Origin of the sequence: Companilactobacillus paralimentarius (assembly GCF_963227125.1) — a bacterium.
Taxonomy (GTDB): Bacteria; Bacillota; Bacilli; order Lactobacillales; family Lactobacillaceae; genus Companilactobacillus; species Companilactobacillus paralimentarius.
The window spans coordinates 2,264,182-2,280,103 of sequence record NZ_OY724131.1; the positions used below are offsets into that span (position 1 = coordinate 2,264,182).

Sequence of the window (15,922 nt, forward strand, 5' to 3'; positions counted from 1 at the left end):
TTTAAGCATCCTCCTTTGGATACGTTTGAGCAAAATCAACTGCTGCTCCACGTAAATTAGCCTCGTCAGTGTAGTGACATGGTACGATTTCAGGTTTAATTGAAGCAATTTTAACAACTTTACGGATCTTTTCGATTTCCTTATTAACTTCAGGAATCAGATGTGGATTGTTAGATACTGCTCCCCCCAGAACAATCAATTCGGGATCAAAACTATATTGCAAGTTATAGATTCCTTTGGCTAAGGAATAATACATCGTCTGAACTTCTTTTTGTGCGCGTGTATCTCCATGATCAGCCAAATCAAAAACTTCTTTACCACTATAATTCGTAATTGGTTTGGAATTGGCATTATATCTTTGAGCCACACCAACTGATGTAGCCAAATTACTCAAAGTACTTTTATCATCAACCAGTGTAAAACCAAATTCACCGCCGAATAAATGTGCACCGTGCCAAATTTGATGATTGATAATTACTGATCCACCGACTCCTGTACCAATAATTAGAAACAGCAAACTTGAAACATCCCTACCAGCTCCTGAATCTAGTTCTGCCAAAGCGGCACAATTAGCATCATTTTCCATGCTAACAGGTAAATCAAAACGTTTGCTTAAAGCCTGTTGAATTTCAAAATTATGAATATACGGAATAGCGGAGGCTCCTTCAACTACACCAGTCTTCTTATTAACAGCTCCCGGTGAACTGATGCCAACACCTGTAATTTGATATTGTGCCTTCATCGAATCCACTTTATTTGTCAAAACTTGATAAAACTCTTCGAGTGTTTGCGGAGTTTTAACTGGTTCTAATTTTTCTAGTTGGTCATCTTTCATCACTGCAAATTTGATAGATGTTCCACCAATATCAACCAAACCTAAATTACTCATCTTTATTCAATCTCCATTTCAAAAGGTGCTAGTGGAGCACCAAATTCATTAAACAAGGTACACTTTGGATAATTTGCATAAGCATAGCGAATCTTTTCAATATCTTGAGCGTTACTGATTACGATAACATTACCAACTGCGGAAACTTCTTGTGTCGACCACTTACCTGCTTTTCTAACTTCCATTTCGGCTTTTCCGCGTTGAACCAAGGCACTTACCGATGCAACAAACAGAATTAATTGATTGCCTACTATTTGTTTCCGATAAACATATGGAGTCGAATTGTAACTTTTATCTGAGAGAATTTTACCAATTCTAGTTCCTGCTATTCGTTTATGAGTAGGATGAATATTGTGTTTTTCACCTGTATCAGCAATAGAAACTAAGTGAACATCATTCAAAGTTTGCGTAATTTCTAATTGGTGTTGTCGAATAATAGCCCAAGCATCTTGTGGTTCATCGTAATAACCTGGCAATTGCACAATATAAAATGGCAATGATTGATCAGCAAACAACTTACGCCAACTCGAAACTAAACCACGGAGCATAATGGCATATACATCAGGATTGTCAGCATCATTTTCTCCTTGATACCAAACAACTTTATTAAAAGAGTAATTACTTACTTGTTCAATCATCGTATGGAACAAACCATTGGGACGTAAATAGGAAGTCGGTGTCATTGGAGGTGGCCACGGTGTGTGACCAACTTTATCCTTGGCATCACTCAATGAAACCTCAGGATTTTCTTTTTGAAATTTGGCTAAATCGGTATTATGTTTTTCCACCGAAGCATTGTAGTCAGCAAACTCGCGGTCATAATCAATTTGAGTCTTACCAGTCGTAGCTTCTTTAAATGGTTCAACATAACGATCAATTAATTCTTGGCTACTTTGCAAAACCTCTTCTGGCACCCATGATGATATTGAAGTTCCACCTTTATAACAGTCAATAATACCAACCACTTCATCAGGATCCAATTTTGATAATTCTTTGGCGATCCAATAACCAATATCGGACATTTCCCCAAGAGTATCTTTGTCTGCAATTTCCCACTTAGATGTAGTTAAACCTTTTGGTAATGTGATTTCATTATCCTGATATTCTAACTGTGGAACATTATAAAAATAAACATTTTGTAGATTCAAATGATCAATTTGTTCTTGATATTCGGCGTCATCTCGAAATTTGAATTCAATATTAGATTGTCCTGTCAATAAAATAACTTTACCCGTTTTAATATCTTTTAAAGTTAACGTCTCGTCTAAATTCTTCAATTCAATATCAGCAACTGTCTTTTCTGGCAAGGCCGAAATCTTAATTGTCCATAAACCATCATCATTAGTATTTGTGATAAAAACCCGATCCAATACTTTGGCACTGACAATCGTATTACTAATAGCTCGTCCACTAATCTTAAAAGACTTATTTTCAGGAACAACCATCTTATCTGTATAGATACCGTCTACTTGTAAAGTCCTATCCATTTACTTGTTCCTTAGCCTTTAATTGAGCGATTTCATCATGCAAATTAATTACCTTTTCAGCCACAGTCATCATAATGTCAGCTGAAATGAAATGATCTTGAGAATGAATCAACATGATTGATTTCTCAACCTTTTCCCCATTCATCTCATCAGTCATCCATTTAGTCTGAATATTGTGTGCCTCATGTAAAGTTTTTTTAGCATCTTTTAAAGTTGTTCTAGCAGTGTCGATTTCACCTTTTTCTGCTTGATTCATAGCATTGATACACATTGATTTAGCAGTTCCGGCAACCGAGATCAATTCCATTGCACGTTTTAATTGTTTTTCATCCAAGTTAATGACATCTCCTATGCTTGACTTGTCTTTAATTCCTTTTCTGATTCTTTATGAGCTTCGTTCATTTCTGTTTCTTTAACAATATCTGGATTCAACTTGTTATCCATCTTAATGAATGGGTAGTAAATGGCTGTTGTAGCAACAACAATAACTGCCTGAACAATTAATCCATTGATTGATCCAGTGTATAGAAGTCCTGAAAGTAACGTAGGCACTGTCCATGGAACATTATTTACGATAGGTCCAATAAAACCAAGTTTTGTAAATAATAGTCCGATGTAGAATGCTAATGGTTGAGCTACTAACCATGGAATAAAGTACAAAGGATTCAAAATAATTGGCAAACCGAAAGTAACAGGTTCAGAAATATTGAAGATAGCAGGCATCAAAGAAATTTTAGAAACTTTCTTTGCGGCAGCTCTCTTTGAAAATAGGATCAAAGCTAAAACTGGTGATACTGAACATGAACCAGCAGCAACAGTTGAGAAATTCATGAACAATGTTGAGTAAATATGATGTGCTTGACCTAGCATGTTTTGAGTATCATTGATATTCCATGTTAAACCAAAGATTGGTCCCCAAATTGATGTTGGATGGATACCAAACCATTGAAGCAAGCTCCATGTTGTTTGCGATACAAAGGCAAATAGTCCAGTACCAGAAATAGCAAGAGCAGGTTTTTGTAAAGCAGTTAATAGCAATTCAGGCATTGTTTCACCAGTGAATGTTGTACTTAAACCTGTCAAAACAATGAAAACACCCATTGTAATAACACCAGGAATCAATGATTCAAAACTTCGTGCGACGGCTGGTGGTACTGAATCTGGCATTTTAATAGTAATGTTCTTTTCAAGAACCTTATTGTAAATCCAAACGGCAAACCCACTAATTAGTAAAGCAGCAAAAACACCTTTTGTACCAAAGAATGTTGTATCCATGTAATTTAAAACATCGATAGGTTTTTTAGCACCATCAGGTGTGTATTGGAACTTCCATGGCATACAGATAAAGAATGCACCTAAAGCATATAGAACAGAAGTCATATGTTCCTTACTCTTTGGGAAATATTTGCGTGAAAATGTATGTGAAAAAATAACAACTAATAGTACAGCAAAGGTATTTAATGAACCATTTGAAATAAGTCCAATCAAATTACCTGTTGTCGTTAAACCTTTAAACAAACCAGATGCAGCCCATGCGGACCATGAACCACTGATCAAACGACCTAAACCTAGACCTTGTTTACCGAAGATCAACCCGTTAGTTGGATCAACGAAAACATTTTGAATCATAATAGCAAAACCAGCAATCATTGATGTTGCAGCAACAATGATAAATGAATCACGTAAAGTTAATAACAACTTATTAGCAGCAATTTTACCAGCCACTCTAGTAAAATTTGCTTGGAAATTTTGTGTTCTGCTTCCTTTGCTCTTTCCCATTTTAGCCAATTCCCTTCTCTTTCAATACATCTACAAGAACTTGTCCGTCCATGCTACCGAATTGTTGCATGGTCAATAGAATTACTTTTGTATTTGGATGAGCTTCCTTAGTTTGATCATATGCCCAGCCAATTTGTGGAGCTAGCAAGATAACGTCAACATCATCACCAACTTCATCAACCATACCAAAATCATAAGCATCAACTTTTACATCGGCACCTTCGGCGTCGTATACCTTTTGCATCTTTGAACCAATTAGACTTGTGGAGAATCCCCCACTACAAAAGATAGCAATCTTTAATTGTTTCATAATGAAACCCCCTTCATTTGTTAACGCTTTCAGTATAAAAGCATATACTTTTGAAGTCAATACCATTTCTAAATTTGTTATAACAAATTTAGAATGCACATTGTCAACTACTAAACCAATGGTTATCCGAATTGCTTATAAAAGATGTTCAAAAAATGCCCTTTCAGCGCTATCTTGTGTTTTTTAGATAAAAAAAGTGCAAACTTGCTTTCGCAAATTTGCACTTTCTGAAATTAAACATTTGTTTTAAACTGATTCATGTAACGAGAATTGTGATGAACGAATGTAAGTATACGCATACTCGAAGATTTGCCCATTATCTAGGAATGAGCGCTGCTCCACTGTCAACAGAGGTTCAGGTTTTGATAGGTCCAATATTCTAGATGTATCATCATTGGAAATTTCTGAAGAGACAGTCCTGATAGCACTATCAATATTCAAATCTAATTCCTTTTCAATGAAGTCATAAATTGACCCCATTAAAGAGCCCATCTGCATTCCCTGAATTATCTTTACGGGCATAAAAATATTCTGTAAAGCAATAATTGTCTTACCATTCATAATCAAACGCTCAATTTCATAGGTCAAATCGAATTGATTGATATTCATTTGATCCATTACTGTAGGGCTAGGCTTACTTACGCCAAAATTAATCAGCTTCACGGAATACTTATTAAAATCAAATATTTCTAGAGATTGCTTACTTTGGACACCCTCACCTGGTTGATTATCCTTGACGAATGTCCCTGAACCTTGTATTCGATAGATCAGTCCTTCATTTACCAGAATATCTAAAGCCTTTCGAACTGTGATTCGACTGACATTCAATGACTTAGCTATAGCCGTTTCTTGGGGTAGCTGTTCATTGATTTGATATTCCTTCTCCAAAATCTGCTGTCTTAAACGATTCGCCACAATCACATATTTGGGCGTCTCTTTCATATACGTGCCTCCGAACTAAACTCAATATTTGTTATAACAAATATTTACTTGAACTATAAGTAATTATAACTCACGGTATAGATAAGTCTAACAATTCATCTATACCATTATTTTTTCAATTTTATCTTTAACTTTAATTGTTTAAACATGCTATGATACTACTATAAAGGTCTGAAAGAAGAAGGAATTATTATGATTAAAACTACCACATGGAAACATAATTTCAGTAACTACGATAACCTTGACCATATTAATGCTAATGGTCATCAACATTTAGAAATATTCCAACCTTTTGCTAGCAAAAAAATTCGATTGCAACTCAACAATCTATATGGCGAAATGCCACTAGTAATTGAGAGCCTAGAAATTTATACTGATTCCAAGAAAAAAGTTGCAGTAACAAAAGATGGTCGAAAATCATTTGCTGTGGAATCTCGTTTAGTGGAATGGTCTGACTGGATTGATTTCAACTTGCCAGCTGAATCCTACCTTTCAATTGACCTTGTCTCACCTACTAAAGCCATTCATACGTTAGGATTAACCATTTCTAACGATTTAATTAGGACTGAAAATTCTGATCCTAAGGAAACTAAATATTTCTTTGGCATTTCAGAAATTCAAATAAAAACTGAACACGCACATAAAAAAATTGGCCTATTCGGTGATTCTTTAACCAATCAGGGTAACTATACCGCTCCACTTTCTATTGATCTGGAAAAAGAATTTCACTGTGTCACCGCTAATTATGGCATCTCAGGTAATCGTCTACTTCATCCTGGCCACAGTACTTCACAATGGTCTACTAGTTTTGGTGAAGCTGGTTTCACCCGTTTCGATCATATGATTGCCGAATATCAGCCTAACATTGTTATATTCATGGAAGGTGTCAATGATTTACTTCATCCTGGTACTGGCGCCCCGGTCAGTGAATTACCTAATGCCAATGCCTTAATCAAGGCTATTCATACTTTAAGGAAAAAATGTAAAAAGCACGGTATTACTTTCGTTCCAATGACCATTACCCCTGCTTATGGCAATATTAACGGTGGTGTTTTTGCTTGGTCCGAAGAAAAGGAAAAAATTCGTCTGGCAGTCAATCATGAATTATTGAAGATGCCACATGTTATTGATATTGCTAGTTTCGTTGGTGAAGACAATAAACTTAAATCAGAATTTGACTATGGCGACCATGTCCATTTATCTGCTGAAGGTGGTAAAAAAGTTGCTAAATTTGTTGAAGAACAGTTAATTCGCAAACGAATGGTTTAAAATAATATTCCATGACATATAAGCTACATAAGTTTTTGGAATATATTCTTATATTTATAATTAAGTTTTTGGGTAATATGTTTAAATCATTTTTAATATAATGTAATATGAATAGTATATATTGATCAATTATGTTTATTGGAGATTTAATAATGGTTGAAACTACTAACAGTGATATTTATACAATATTAAAAGAGCGTGTCTTAAGCGGACAATACAACATTAAGATGCGTTTGCCAACTGAAGATGCTCTGATTGAAGAATTCAACGTTAGTCGTTATGCAATCAGAAAGGCCATTAAACAGTTGGTTAATGAGGGTCTTGTTTACAGTGTCAAAGGTAAAGGCGTTGTTGTTTTAGAACAGACTCCTCAAACTAAAGAAATTAATCTTAGCTTGGCAAAAATAAATGGTCTTCAATCTCTCAATAGTGCTCAAAAAATCGATCGAAAAACAATTATTGCCGACTTCCAACAGATTATCGTTGACGAAAAACTTCATCAAAAAACGTCCTTTTCTGTAGGTGTTCCCGTCTATGCTATCAAACGTATTCGTAGAATTAACACTAAAAACGCCGTTTTGGATATCAATTATTTCAACGCACAAATTGTTCCGAAGATCACACCTAAAATTGCATCAGGTTCAATCTATGATTATATAAAAAAAGATTTACAGATGAAAATTGCCGTAGTCAAACGACAATTACGAATTGAACACGCTTCTCAAATTGACTATGAACATCTCAATTTAGGAATCAACAATTGTGTTGGTAATATGATTAGTTTTGCCTTTAATGATGATGGCAAACAATTCGAATATACTGAATCACATTTTATTCCTGATAACTTCATTTTCAATCAAATCATTAAATTCTAATCATAACAAAAAGTGAGTAACCTTTCAGTGGCTACTCACTTTTTTTGTCTCTAATATGATTCAAATCCAACTAATGAGAAATGGTTAGGAATATATTTAGTTTCCGTACATTCAAACAAACTTCCCAAATCAGTATAAACATATTTCTTCAAAACACCGACACAATTAGATTCATTCAAATCCAATAGATCTGTTTCTCTTTCATCTGCTGTCTCTACTGTTGCTACCGATCGAGCAGCCGCAATTTTAAAGAGATCTTCATCACGAATATATTGATAAATGGACTTTTGCGCGTCGTTTTTACTCAAATTAGGCATATTTTCTTTTCTAAAATAACTCGTATCTAAAGCCATTGCCTTACCATTTACCATACGCAATCTTTCGATATGGTAGGCTATATCGCCTAAGCTAAAAGAAGTCTGCTCTGACAATTCACTATCGATCTCAACCTCTTCAAAGGTTAAAACTTTTGTAGCTAATTCCCTGATTGACTTGTTCTGTGGAAAACTGGTCAAATCTTGGAATCCAAAATGATTAGCCGCTGAAAAAACCATTCGATTATCGGTAACGGGTTCTAATACAACTACCCCACGTCCTTTTACTGTGTAAACCAGGCCCTCAGATTGCAGTTTTTTCAAAGCACGGCGAATCGTATTTCTAGTTACACTGAAACGTTCTGATAATTCTTCCTCACCTGGCAAAATTGTTTTTGGTGGATAAACATCACTATCGATTTCACCTTTCAATATGTGATATATATCTGAATATAAATTTTTTGGCATAATTTCTCCTCAATATAATTGCTTAACAGCAACAACCTCATCTATTTGAAGATATTAAATATCTACTTCTTTTCTAACATGACCGATTCATATGGGCGCAAAGTTATTTTTCCTTGATTGAGCTGCATATCGCCATAATTCCCCAAAATTAAATCGAAACCAGCAGCCACATCACGCTCTTGAGCATGTTCAGTAAAATTGGCCATTACTAAAATTTTACGCTTATTATTAAATCTTTCATAGCTATAGACACTATTGTCCTTGGGATTCAATAACTTGTACTCCCCATCAACAAGTACTGTTTTATGTTTTCGTAGAAAAATCAAAGCACGATAAAAATCGAAGATATTGTTCTTCGTTTTCAGCACTTTCTCAACTGAATAGTCATCATGATGTTGCGGTTTTAACCATGGTTGACCTGTTGTAAATCCATAATACTTAGTCGAATCCCATTGCATTGGTAAACGTGAATTTTCTCGCGATTTCTGTTGCAAAATTTGAAGTGCCAGATCCTCAGACATTCCATTTTTTAACATTTCATGATAAGCATTGATCGATTCATGATCCTTATATTGCTTGATATCAGTAAAATAAGCATTCTTCATTGCAATTTCATCACCTTGATAAATATAAGGTGTTCCTTGCAATCCAAATTCCACCATTGCTAACAATTTAGCTGACTGATCACGATATTCATCATCATTGGTAAATCTCGAAATTGCTCGTGGTTGATCGTGATTATTCCAGAATAAAGCATTCCAACCACCGTGACGTTGCATCTGTGTTTGCCAAGCACTTAAAATACTGGTCAAATCAGTTAACTTATAATGTCCCAAAGTCCATTTTTTACCATTAGTATAATCAACCTTCACATGATGAAAGGTAAATGCCATCGACAATTCTTGACGTTTAGGATTAGTATATTTCACAGCTTCAGAAATAGGTGTTGATGATAATTCACCAACCGTTACAAACTTATTAGGTCCAAAGACCTTCTCGTACATTTCGTGAATATATTCGTGGACATGTGGTCCATTGGTATAGAAGTTTCGTCCATCATCCAGAGGAGTGTTAAAAGTATCATTTGGCATATTTTTATCTTTGGAAATATTGTTAATAACATCCAAACGAAAACCATCAATACCCTTGTTAGCCCAATACGTCAGCATTTTAAAAATTTCAGCTCGTAAATTTTCATTACGCCAATTCAAATCGGGCATCGTTACATCATATAGATGTAAATAATATTGGTCTAATTCCGGTACATACTTCCAAGCACTACCACTAAATTTTGAAACCCAATTATTTGGTTCATGTCCATCAACCGGATCACGCCAAATATAATAATTGTGATACGGATTATCTTTTGATTTCAAGGCCTCTTTAAACCAAGAATTTTCATTTGAAGTATGATTCAATACCATATCCATAATGATTTTGATATCACGCTTATGCGCTTCCGATAGTAATTTCTCAAAATCATCCATTGTTCCAAAAACAGGATCAATCCTGTAATAATCAGCGATATCATATCCATTATCATTTCCGGGTGAAAGGTACATTGGCGTTAACCAAATCAAGCCAATTCCCAGCTTTTGTAAATAATCGAGACGCGAAATAATACCGTTGATATCACCGATACCATCCCCGTTAGAATCTTGAAAACTGCGCGGATAAATCTGATAAACAGTTTCTTTTTGCCATTCCTTCATTTTAATACTCCTCAATATAAGTCCTCACTTAACGACGCAATTTTATAATATGTTTATACAACTGTCAATTGTTCTATACCGGATGGAATAATGGAATATAGTCAAAATGACTATTATCACAACATTTCCAGGTAAATTTTAATTTAAAAAATAATATATTTTTTATGAAAATAGTTTATTTAATTTGGAAAAAATCGATGGATTGCTGGAACGTGGTGGACACGACTTGGAGCTAATATTATCAAATAAAATTGCAGTGTTTTGAGATTTCTAGCTCTGTATAATCATCTAATCCAAATAAGAATTTTAAGTCAAAAAAAGCCCTATTAAGTATTCAAAATATATGTTCTATATACTTGAGTATTTCTTAATAGAGGCTGTTCTTAGTTATTATTCATATTTTACAGTAACTGATAAGCAAAGCAGACTTTAGTCTGGAACAACAAGAAAATTGGTTCAGCCATGAGATTCTCTTAGCAATTTATTGTTTAGGGAAAGGTCGAGCTTGAAGCTAAACTTTCTTGTTGAAAAGGACAGCAATTTAAACCATTCTTTTCTTCAGTAATTACTACTCTTTAGTAAATTGACTATTGTACATATTTGTGTAGAAACCATTCTGTGCCATCAACTCTTTATGAGTTCCTCGTTCAATAATCTCTCCATCTTTAACTACTAAGATCAAATCAGCATTCTTAATAGTTGAAAGTCGATGCGCAATGACAAATGATGTTCTGCCCTTCATCAAAACATCCATTGCCTTTTGAATCTGTTCTTCAGTTCTAGTATCAACTGAACTAGTTGCTTCATCCAAAATCAACATAGGAGCGTTTCTAATTAGAGCCCGTGCAATTGTCAATAATTGCTTTTGTCCCACTGAGAGGCTCACTGAATCATCCAGAACAGTATCGTAACCGTTTGGTAGTGTTTCAATAAAATGATCCAAATCGACAGCCTTGGTTGCGGCTTTAATTTGTTCATCTGAAATATTTTTTTGATTGTAAACTAAATTATTTCTAACAGTATCCTCGAAAATCCAGGCCTCCTGCAGAACCATATCGAACTGATTTCTAACGTTGGAACGTGGCATATCTTTAATATCAACACCATCGATCGTAATTTTTCCGCCATTCAAATCATAGAAACGCATTAATAAGTTAACAGTAGTTGTCTTACCTGATCCCGTTGGACCAACAATGGCGACTTTTTGTCCTGCCTTTGCTTTCATCGAGAAATTCTTAATGATTTTCTGATCTAGCAGATAACCGAATTCAACATTATCAAATTTAACATTTCCTTTCGCACCAGATAAGGTTTGCTTGTCAGCATCTGCTTCAACTTCTGCTTCACCGAGAAAATTAAAAACTCGTTTCATAGCTGCTTGAGCTGATTGCAAGCTGGTAAAAGCCTGTGTAATCTGTGATAGAGGTTGCGTAAACAATCGTACATAGATCATAAAAGCTACAATTACACCAATACTGATTTGACCTTTCAATACTAAAACAGCGCCGACAACACTGACCATTACGTAACCAAAGTTACCAATGAAATTCATCAACGGTTGCATTATTCCTGATAAAAATTGTGATTTCCAAACATTTGTCTGTAGATCATCATTCAATTGTGTGAATTCTTGCTTTGCTTGGTTCGTATAGTTATAAGTTTTTACAACATCATGTCCAGCATAGATCTCTTCCAAATAGCCTGAAACATCAGCTAATTTGTTCTGTTGATTGTAAATGTAACGTTGTGATTTTGAGATTAACAGTATTGTCAAAGCAAATCCTACTAACACTGACAAAACGGCAGTTGTTCCTAATTTAATATTAGTAGTAAACATCATAACGATACTACCTAAAAGCAATGTTACAGCTGAAACTAATAATCCTAAACTTTGATTCAATGATTGACCAACAGTATCCAAATCGTTGGTTACTCGACTTAAAGTGTCACCTTCATTATGAGTATCAAAGTATTGTAACGGTAAATTATTAATCTTTTCAGTTATTTTAGTTCTTAACTTTTGAGTAAAACGTTGAGTAATAGTAGCCATAATATAACCTTGACCATATGATAGGACCGCAGCAGCTACGTAAATAGCGGTCAAGATTATTACAATATGCATAACTTTTGTTAAATCAATTTTTCCAAATAGACCTTTACTGATTAAATCAGTGATCTTGCTTAATTGACTAGGACCCACAATTGTGAAGATACTACCTGCCATGGCAAAGACAATTGCTATAATCAATGGCTTAATATATTCGGAACCATATTTCTTAATTCCATCAATTACTTTCATTCAGCTAATTCCTCCTTTGACAATTGTGAATAGGCAATCTCTTGATAAACCTGATTATTCTTAAGTAATTCATGATGTGTCCCTTGTCCAGCAATGTTTCCGTTATCAAGCACAATAATTTGGTCGGCATCCATAATGGTACTGATTCTTTGAGCAATAATAACTTTTGTTGTTTTTGCAGCCTTTTCTTTTAAAGCCTTACGTAATTTCTTATCAGTCTCATAATCTAAGGCCGAGAAGGAATCGTCGAAAAGCAAAATTTCTGGTTTTCTAGCAATAGCACGAGCAACAGCCAAACGTTGTTTCTGACCACCGGAGAAGTTGTCACCATGTTGTGCAACCTTGCTATCAAGCTGATCTCGTTTTTGATCGACGAAATCACGTGATTGCGCAATCTCTAAAGCTTGATTGAGCTGTTGATCTGATTTTTTAGCAGTAATATCGGTTTGTCCAAAATCAAGGTTTGAACGAATTGAACCACTAAATAGAACAGCTTTTTGTGGAATATACCCTAAACGATTGTTCAAATCTTCGATAGCATAATTTTTAACATCTACGCCATCAACCAAGACTTGTCCTTGAGTAACATCATACAATCTAGGAATCAAATTCATAACAGTCGATTTACCACTACCAGTTGATCCAATAATGGCAATTGTTTGTCCTTGTTGTGCCGCAAAGCTTAAATTGTGAATCGCATCAGCTTCGGCATGTGGATATCTAAAACTAACATCTTTAAATTCTATGGTTCCTGTCTGTTCAACATCTTCAGTTGTTTCCTTTTCACTAACAACGGATGGTTTTACGTCTAGGACTTGATTGATTCTGGATACTGAAACTGTCACACGTGGTAAAAGAATGAAAATAATTGATAGTAACAAGAATCCTAAGATAACTTGCATGGCATATGATGAGAAAACAATCATATTACTGAACAATGTCAATCTTGTGGCACTAGCGGTTGCTTGATTAATTATGATGGCACCGATCGCATAAACTGAAAGTGTTAGGGTACTGGAAATGAAACTCATTCCGGGATTCATCAAAGCCAATACTCGGTTAGCAAACAAGTTGGTATCAGTTAAATCTTTATTAGCTTGATTGAATTTATCATTTTGGTAATCTTCGGCGTTGTAAGCATGAACGACTCTGATACCTGATAAATTTTCTCTAGTAACTAAATTCAAACGATCAGTTAAACTCTGAACCATTTTAAATTTAGGTTGAACCATACCCAAAATGAACGTTAACATCACGATCAAAACAATAACGGCTACGGCTGTGGCAGTCGTCCATTGCCAACCTTTATTAGCAATCTTCGTGATCGCCCAAATGGCTGTAATTGGAGCTTTAATAATAACCTGTAAGCCCATGGCAATAAATTGTTGTAGTTGCGTCAAATCGTTTGTCGAACGTGTCAACAAACTAGAAACAGAAAATTTCTTAATATCTTGTGTCGAGTAATCCATAACCTGATTGAAAATTTGGCTTCTCAAACGAGCTGTAAATCCTGCCGCCACATGAGCTGCCAAATAACCGACGATGATTGAAGCAATGACACTAAAAATTGATAAGAGAATCATCATCATTCCTGGCTGTAAAATCTGATTGATCGTCGTTCCTTGCTTTTCCAGTCTTTCCGTAATAGTCGACATATAACTAGGAATTTCCAGCTCCAAGCCAACTTGCAATACGATAAAAATCAAACTAATAAAAATCATTGAATATTCTTTTTTATTGATTTTTTTAAATAGTTTTATCATTAAGTCCTCATATAGTTCGTATGTGAACCATAACCGCAAATTTTTTTATTTTGTATTCTTCCTTATTTGATCTATAACTTTAAAAAAGGTTGCCAAATCTTCCGGTGAAATACCTTGTTGGAGTACTTTCTCCGTTGTTTCAGCCTGATTGTTGATCTCATTCATGGCGTCTTTAGCATACGTAGTTAGATTAAGACATTTAACTCTAGCGTCATCAGGTGAAGGAGTTGTGTAGATCAAACCATTCTTGACCATTCGCTGCACTAACCCGCTAGCAGTTGACTTACTAATAGACATCGCTTTCTCTAAGTCTTTTTGAATAACTTGTCGATCTTGATGAGTATACAAAAAGCCTGCTGTCATGCCTTGTAATCGAGAAATGCGTTCACTTCCGTGTGTAACAAACACATTATTACCAACCTTTTTTTCATCATTGTTTTGAATATAATGGGAAATATGATTCGATAAATCTCTAATATTGTAAACAATCGTCTCTTTAAAATTAAGCATCTTAATTTCCCCTTTTGTTCGTATGCGAACTATATTAGACTTAAAAAAATATAAAGTCAATAATTTTTTCTTTATTTTTATTAGTGACTTCTCCATGCCGTCCTCCACAACAAGAAAATTTGGCTGGAACGCCATGGGCCGACTTAGAGCTAATTTTCTTGTTGCTCCGGACTAAATCCTGCTTTGCTAGGTAGTGTCATTGTAAAATTTGAATAATAAATAAGAACAGCCTCTATTAGGAAATACTCAAGTATATAGAACATATATCTTGAATATTTAATGGGGCTGTTCTTTTGATTTGAAATTTTTATTTAGATTATGTAGATCTAAAAATCTCGAAACACTGCAATTCTACTTGATAATATTAGAACTAGGGAACTAGTCGGTAGTAAAAAATTTGTGGTCCCTCAGTGGTGAAATTATACTTAGCTTGCGTAGCAAGGTTAGTATAAGACCGATCTTCGAGATCCATAATTTCGCACAAGGTGCGGAATTATTAGCTTGAAGTCGTGTCCACCACGTTCCAGCGGCCCACAGATTTTTTGCAGACGACGGCATACTTCAGTTATATTTGTTAGCATTACAACAAAAATCATACCTTCTTTACTCTAGATCAAATCTCTATGAATATCCTGCATGCCACGTTCAATATCTTCTAGTTCGTCAGCGTAACCCTTCAAACGATCGCCATACTTATCGACTAAGTTGCTATCAGTATCTGTTTTATAGCGTAACTTATGTTCCAAACTGGCCCACATATCCATACCAACTGTTCTAATTTGAATCTCCACTGGGACATCAATTGGCCCTTTAGATTGAAAAACTGGTACTTTAACTACAATGTGCAAACTACGATATCCGCTTTCCTTAGGATGCTTTAAATAATCTTTTCGTCTCAATAATGTGACGTCAGTTTGACTAGTCAGTAACTTTTCGATTTTATAAATATCATCAATGTAATTAGTTATTACTCTGATACCAGCAATATCATAAATATTCTTTTGAATACTTTCAGCCGTTAAATCATAGCCCTTACGTTGAGCCTTTTCGAACAAACTTTGAATCTTCTTCATACGTGATTCCATATGATGAATTGGATTGTAATCGTAATTAACTTGAAATTCTGAATCCAAATTTTCCAATTTAGTACTGATTTCTTTTTGACCTGCTTGATAAAGTTGATACATTTTTATCATTTTAGATAGTTCCTGTACATCAGGTCGGTTATCCAAATCCCCTAATTGTGACTTTAATTCCCGCAAATTAATAGTATTGGATCTTTCTAGTATCATACTTTCCGTCCTT

The 15,922-nt window shown here is 34.8% G+C and carries 14 protein-coding genes; 2 read left to right on the top strand and 12 right to left on the bottom strand.

The features are described 5' to 3' along the window. Nucleotide 1: 1 nt before the first annotated feature. The 6 genes from ACI6PB_RS11205 to ACI6PB_RS11230 all read right to left on the bottom strand — a co-directional run bounded on the left by ACI6PB_RS11205 (nt 2) and on the right by ACI6PB_RS11230 (nt 5,407). Nucleotides 2-889: an ROK family protein gene (locus ACI6PB_RS11205; RefSeq protein WP_309510702.1), complete on the bottom strand. Its 888-nt coding sequence runs from the start codon at nt 887-889 to the stop codon at nt 2-4. Nucleotides 890-891: 2 nt separating this feature from the next. Continuing rightward, nucleotides 892-2,376, bottom strand: coding sequence for a sialate O-acetylesterase (locus ACI6PB_RS11210; protein ID WP_404327434.1), 1,485 nt, complete (start codon nt 2,374-2,376; stop codon nt 892-894). Next, nucleotides 2,369-2,710, bottom strand: a complete 342-nt coding sequence (locus tag ACI6PB_RS11215; protein WP_025085137.1) for a PTS lactose/cellobiose transporter subunit IIA — start codon at nt 2,708-2,710, stop codon at nt 2,369-2,371. The genes ACI6PB_RS11210 and ACI6PB_RS11215 overlap by 8 nt, the downstream gene beginning before the upstream one ends. A 14-nt stretch (nt 2,711-2,724) precedes the next feature. Next, nucleotides 2,725-4,155: a PTS sugar transporter subunit IIC gene (locus tag ACI6PB_RS11220; RefSeq protein ID WP_025085138.1), complete on the bottom strand. Its 1,431-nt coding sequence runs from the start codon at nt 4,153-4,155 to the stop codon at nt 2,725-2,727. 1 nt (nt 4,156) lies between these two features. After that, nucleotides 4,157-4,465 (bottom strand): PTS sugar transporter subunit IIB, encoded by a 309-nt coding sequence (locus ACI6PB_RS11225; protein ID WP_025085139.1) that lies wholly within the window; start codon nt 4,463-4,465, stop codon nt 4,157-4,159. Nucleotides 4,466-4,711: 246 nt separating this feature from the next. Next, nucleotides 4,712-5,407, bottom strand: a complete 696-nt coding sequence (locus ACI6PB_RS11230; RefSeq protein WP_054642886.1) for a GntR family transcriptional regulator — start codon at nt 5,405-5,407, stop codon at nt 4,712-4,714. Between the two features lie 192 nt (nt 5,408-5,599). Here ACI6PB_RS11230 and ACI6PB_RS11235 point away from each other — a divergent pair, with 192 nt between their 5' ends. Further along, the gene (locus ACI6PB_RS11235) at nt 5,600-6,676 is read left to right on the top strand and encodes a GDSL-type esterase/lipase family protein (RefSeq protein WP_404327435.1); all 1,077 of its coding nucleotides are present in this window, start codon (nt 5,600-5,602) and stop codon (nt 6,674-6,676) included. A 152-nt stretch (nt 6,677-6,828) separates the two neighbouring features. Further along, a complete protein-coding gene (locus tag ACI6PB_RS11240) occupies nt 6,829-7,551 on the top strand; it encodes a GntR family transcriptional regulator (RefSeq protein WP_025085143.1) in 723 nt (240 codons plus the stop codon). 50 nt (nt 7,552-7,601) lie between these two features. Here the strand turns inward: ACI6PB_RS11240 and ACI6PB_RS11245 are convergent, their stop codons facing one another. From ACI6PB_RS11245 to ACI6PB_RS11270, 6 genes are all read right to left on the bottom strand, one after another. Further along, nucleotides 7,602-8,333 carry a GntR family transcriptional regulator gene (locus ACI6PB_RS11245; RefSeq protein WP_056955810.1) on the bottom strand — a complete coding sequence of 244 codons (732 nt, stop codon included), beginning with the start codon at nt 8,331-8,333 and terminating at the stop codon, nt 7,602-7,604. Between the two features lie 62 nt (nt 8,334-8,395). Further along, entirely contained in the window at nt 8,396-10,045 is a 1,650-nt protein-coding gene (locus ACI6PB_RS11250; RefSeq protein WP_081784508.1) for an alpha,alpha-phosphotrehalase, read from the bottom strand. Nucleotides 10,046-10,613: 568 nt separating this feature from the next. Further along, nucleotides 10,614-12,344, bottom strand: coding sequence for an ABC transporter ATP-binding protein (locus ACI6PB_RS11255; RefSeq protein WP_309510700.1), 1,731 nt, complete (start codon nt 12,342-12,344; stop codon nt 10,614-10,616). Beyond that, a complete protein-coding gene (locus ACI6PB_RS11260; RefSeq protein ID WP_404327436.1) occupies nt 12,341-14,107 on the bottom strand; it encodes an ABC transporter ATP-binding protein in 1,767 nt (588 codons plus the stop codon). Before ACI6PB_RS11260 ends, ACI6PB_RS11255 begins: the two co-directional genes overlap by 4 nt. Before the next feature lie 45 nt (nt 14,108-14,152). Then, on the bottom strand, nt 14,153-14,617 hold the full coding sequence (locus ACI6PB_RS11265) for a MarR family winged helix-turn-helix transcriptional regulator (RefSeq protein WP_158136974.1): 465 nt from the start codon (nt 14,615-14,617) through the stop codon (nt 14,153-14,155). Between the two features lie 608 nt (nt 14,618-15,225). Continuing rightward, on the bottom strand, nt 15,226-15,909 hold the full coding sequence (locus ACI6PB_RS11270) for a GTP pyrophosphokinase family protein (protein ID WP_056955811.1): 684 nt from the start codon (nt 15,907-15,909) through the stop codon (nt 15,226-15,228). Nucleotides 15,910-15,922 lie beyond the last annotated feature (13 nt).

Coding starts and splice junctions, on each gene's coding strand:
- ACI6PB_RS11230 (WP_054642886.1), bottom strand. CDS start 5,407: ATGAAAGAGACGCCCAAATATGTGATTGTGGCGAATCGTTTAAGACAG.
- ACI6PB_RS11240 (WP_025085143.1), top strand. CDS start 6,829: ATGGTTGAAACTACTAACAGTGATATTTATACAATATTAAAAGAGCGT.
- ACI6PB_RS11265 (WP_158136974.1), bottom strand. CDS start 14,617: ATGCTTAATTTTAAAGAGACGATTGTTTACAATATTAGAGATTTATCG.
- ACI6PB_RS11260 (WP_404327436.1), bottom strand. CDS start 14,107: ATGATAAAACTATTTAAAAAAATCAATAAAAAAGAATATTCAATGATT.
- ACI6PB_RS11250 (WP_081784508.1), bottom strand. CDS start 10,045: ATGAAGGAATGGCAAAAAGAAACTGTTTATCAGATTTATCCGCGCAGT.
- ACI6PB_RS11270 (WP_056955811.1), bottom strand. CDS start 15,909: ATGATACTAGAAAGATCCAATACTATTAATTTGCGGGAATTAAAGTCA.
- ACI6PB_RS11210 (WP_404327434.1), bottom strand. CDS start 2,376: ATGGATAGGACTTTACAAGTAGACGGTATCTATACAGATAAGATGGTT.
- ACI6PB_RS11205 (WP_309510702.1), bottom strand. CDS start 889: ATGAGTAATTTAGGTTTGGTTGATATTGGTGGAACATCTATCAAATTT.
- ACI6PB_RS11235 (WP_404327435.1), top strand. CDS start 5,600: ATGATTAAAACTACCACATGGAAACATAATTTCAGTAACTACGATAAC.
- ACI6PB_RS11255 (WP_309510700.1), bottom strand. CDS start 12,344: ATGAAAGTAATTGATGGAATTAAGAAATATGGTTCCGAATATATTAAG.
- ACI6PB_RS11220 (WP_025085138.1), bottom strand. CDS start 4,155: ATGGGAAAGAGCAAAGGAAGCAGAACACAAAATTTCCAAGCAAATTTT.
- ACI6PB_RS11225 (WP_025085139.1), bottom strand. CDS start 4,465: ATGAAACAATTAAAGATTGCTATCTTTTGTAGTGGGGGATTCTCCACA.
- ACI6PB_RS11245 (WP_056955810.1), bottom strand. CDS start 8,333: ATGCCAAAAAATTTATATTCAGATATATATCACATATTGAAAGGTGAA.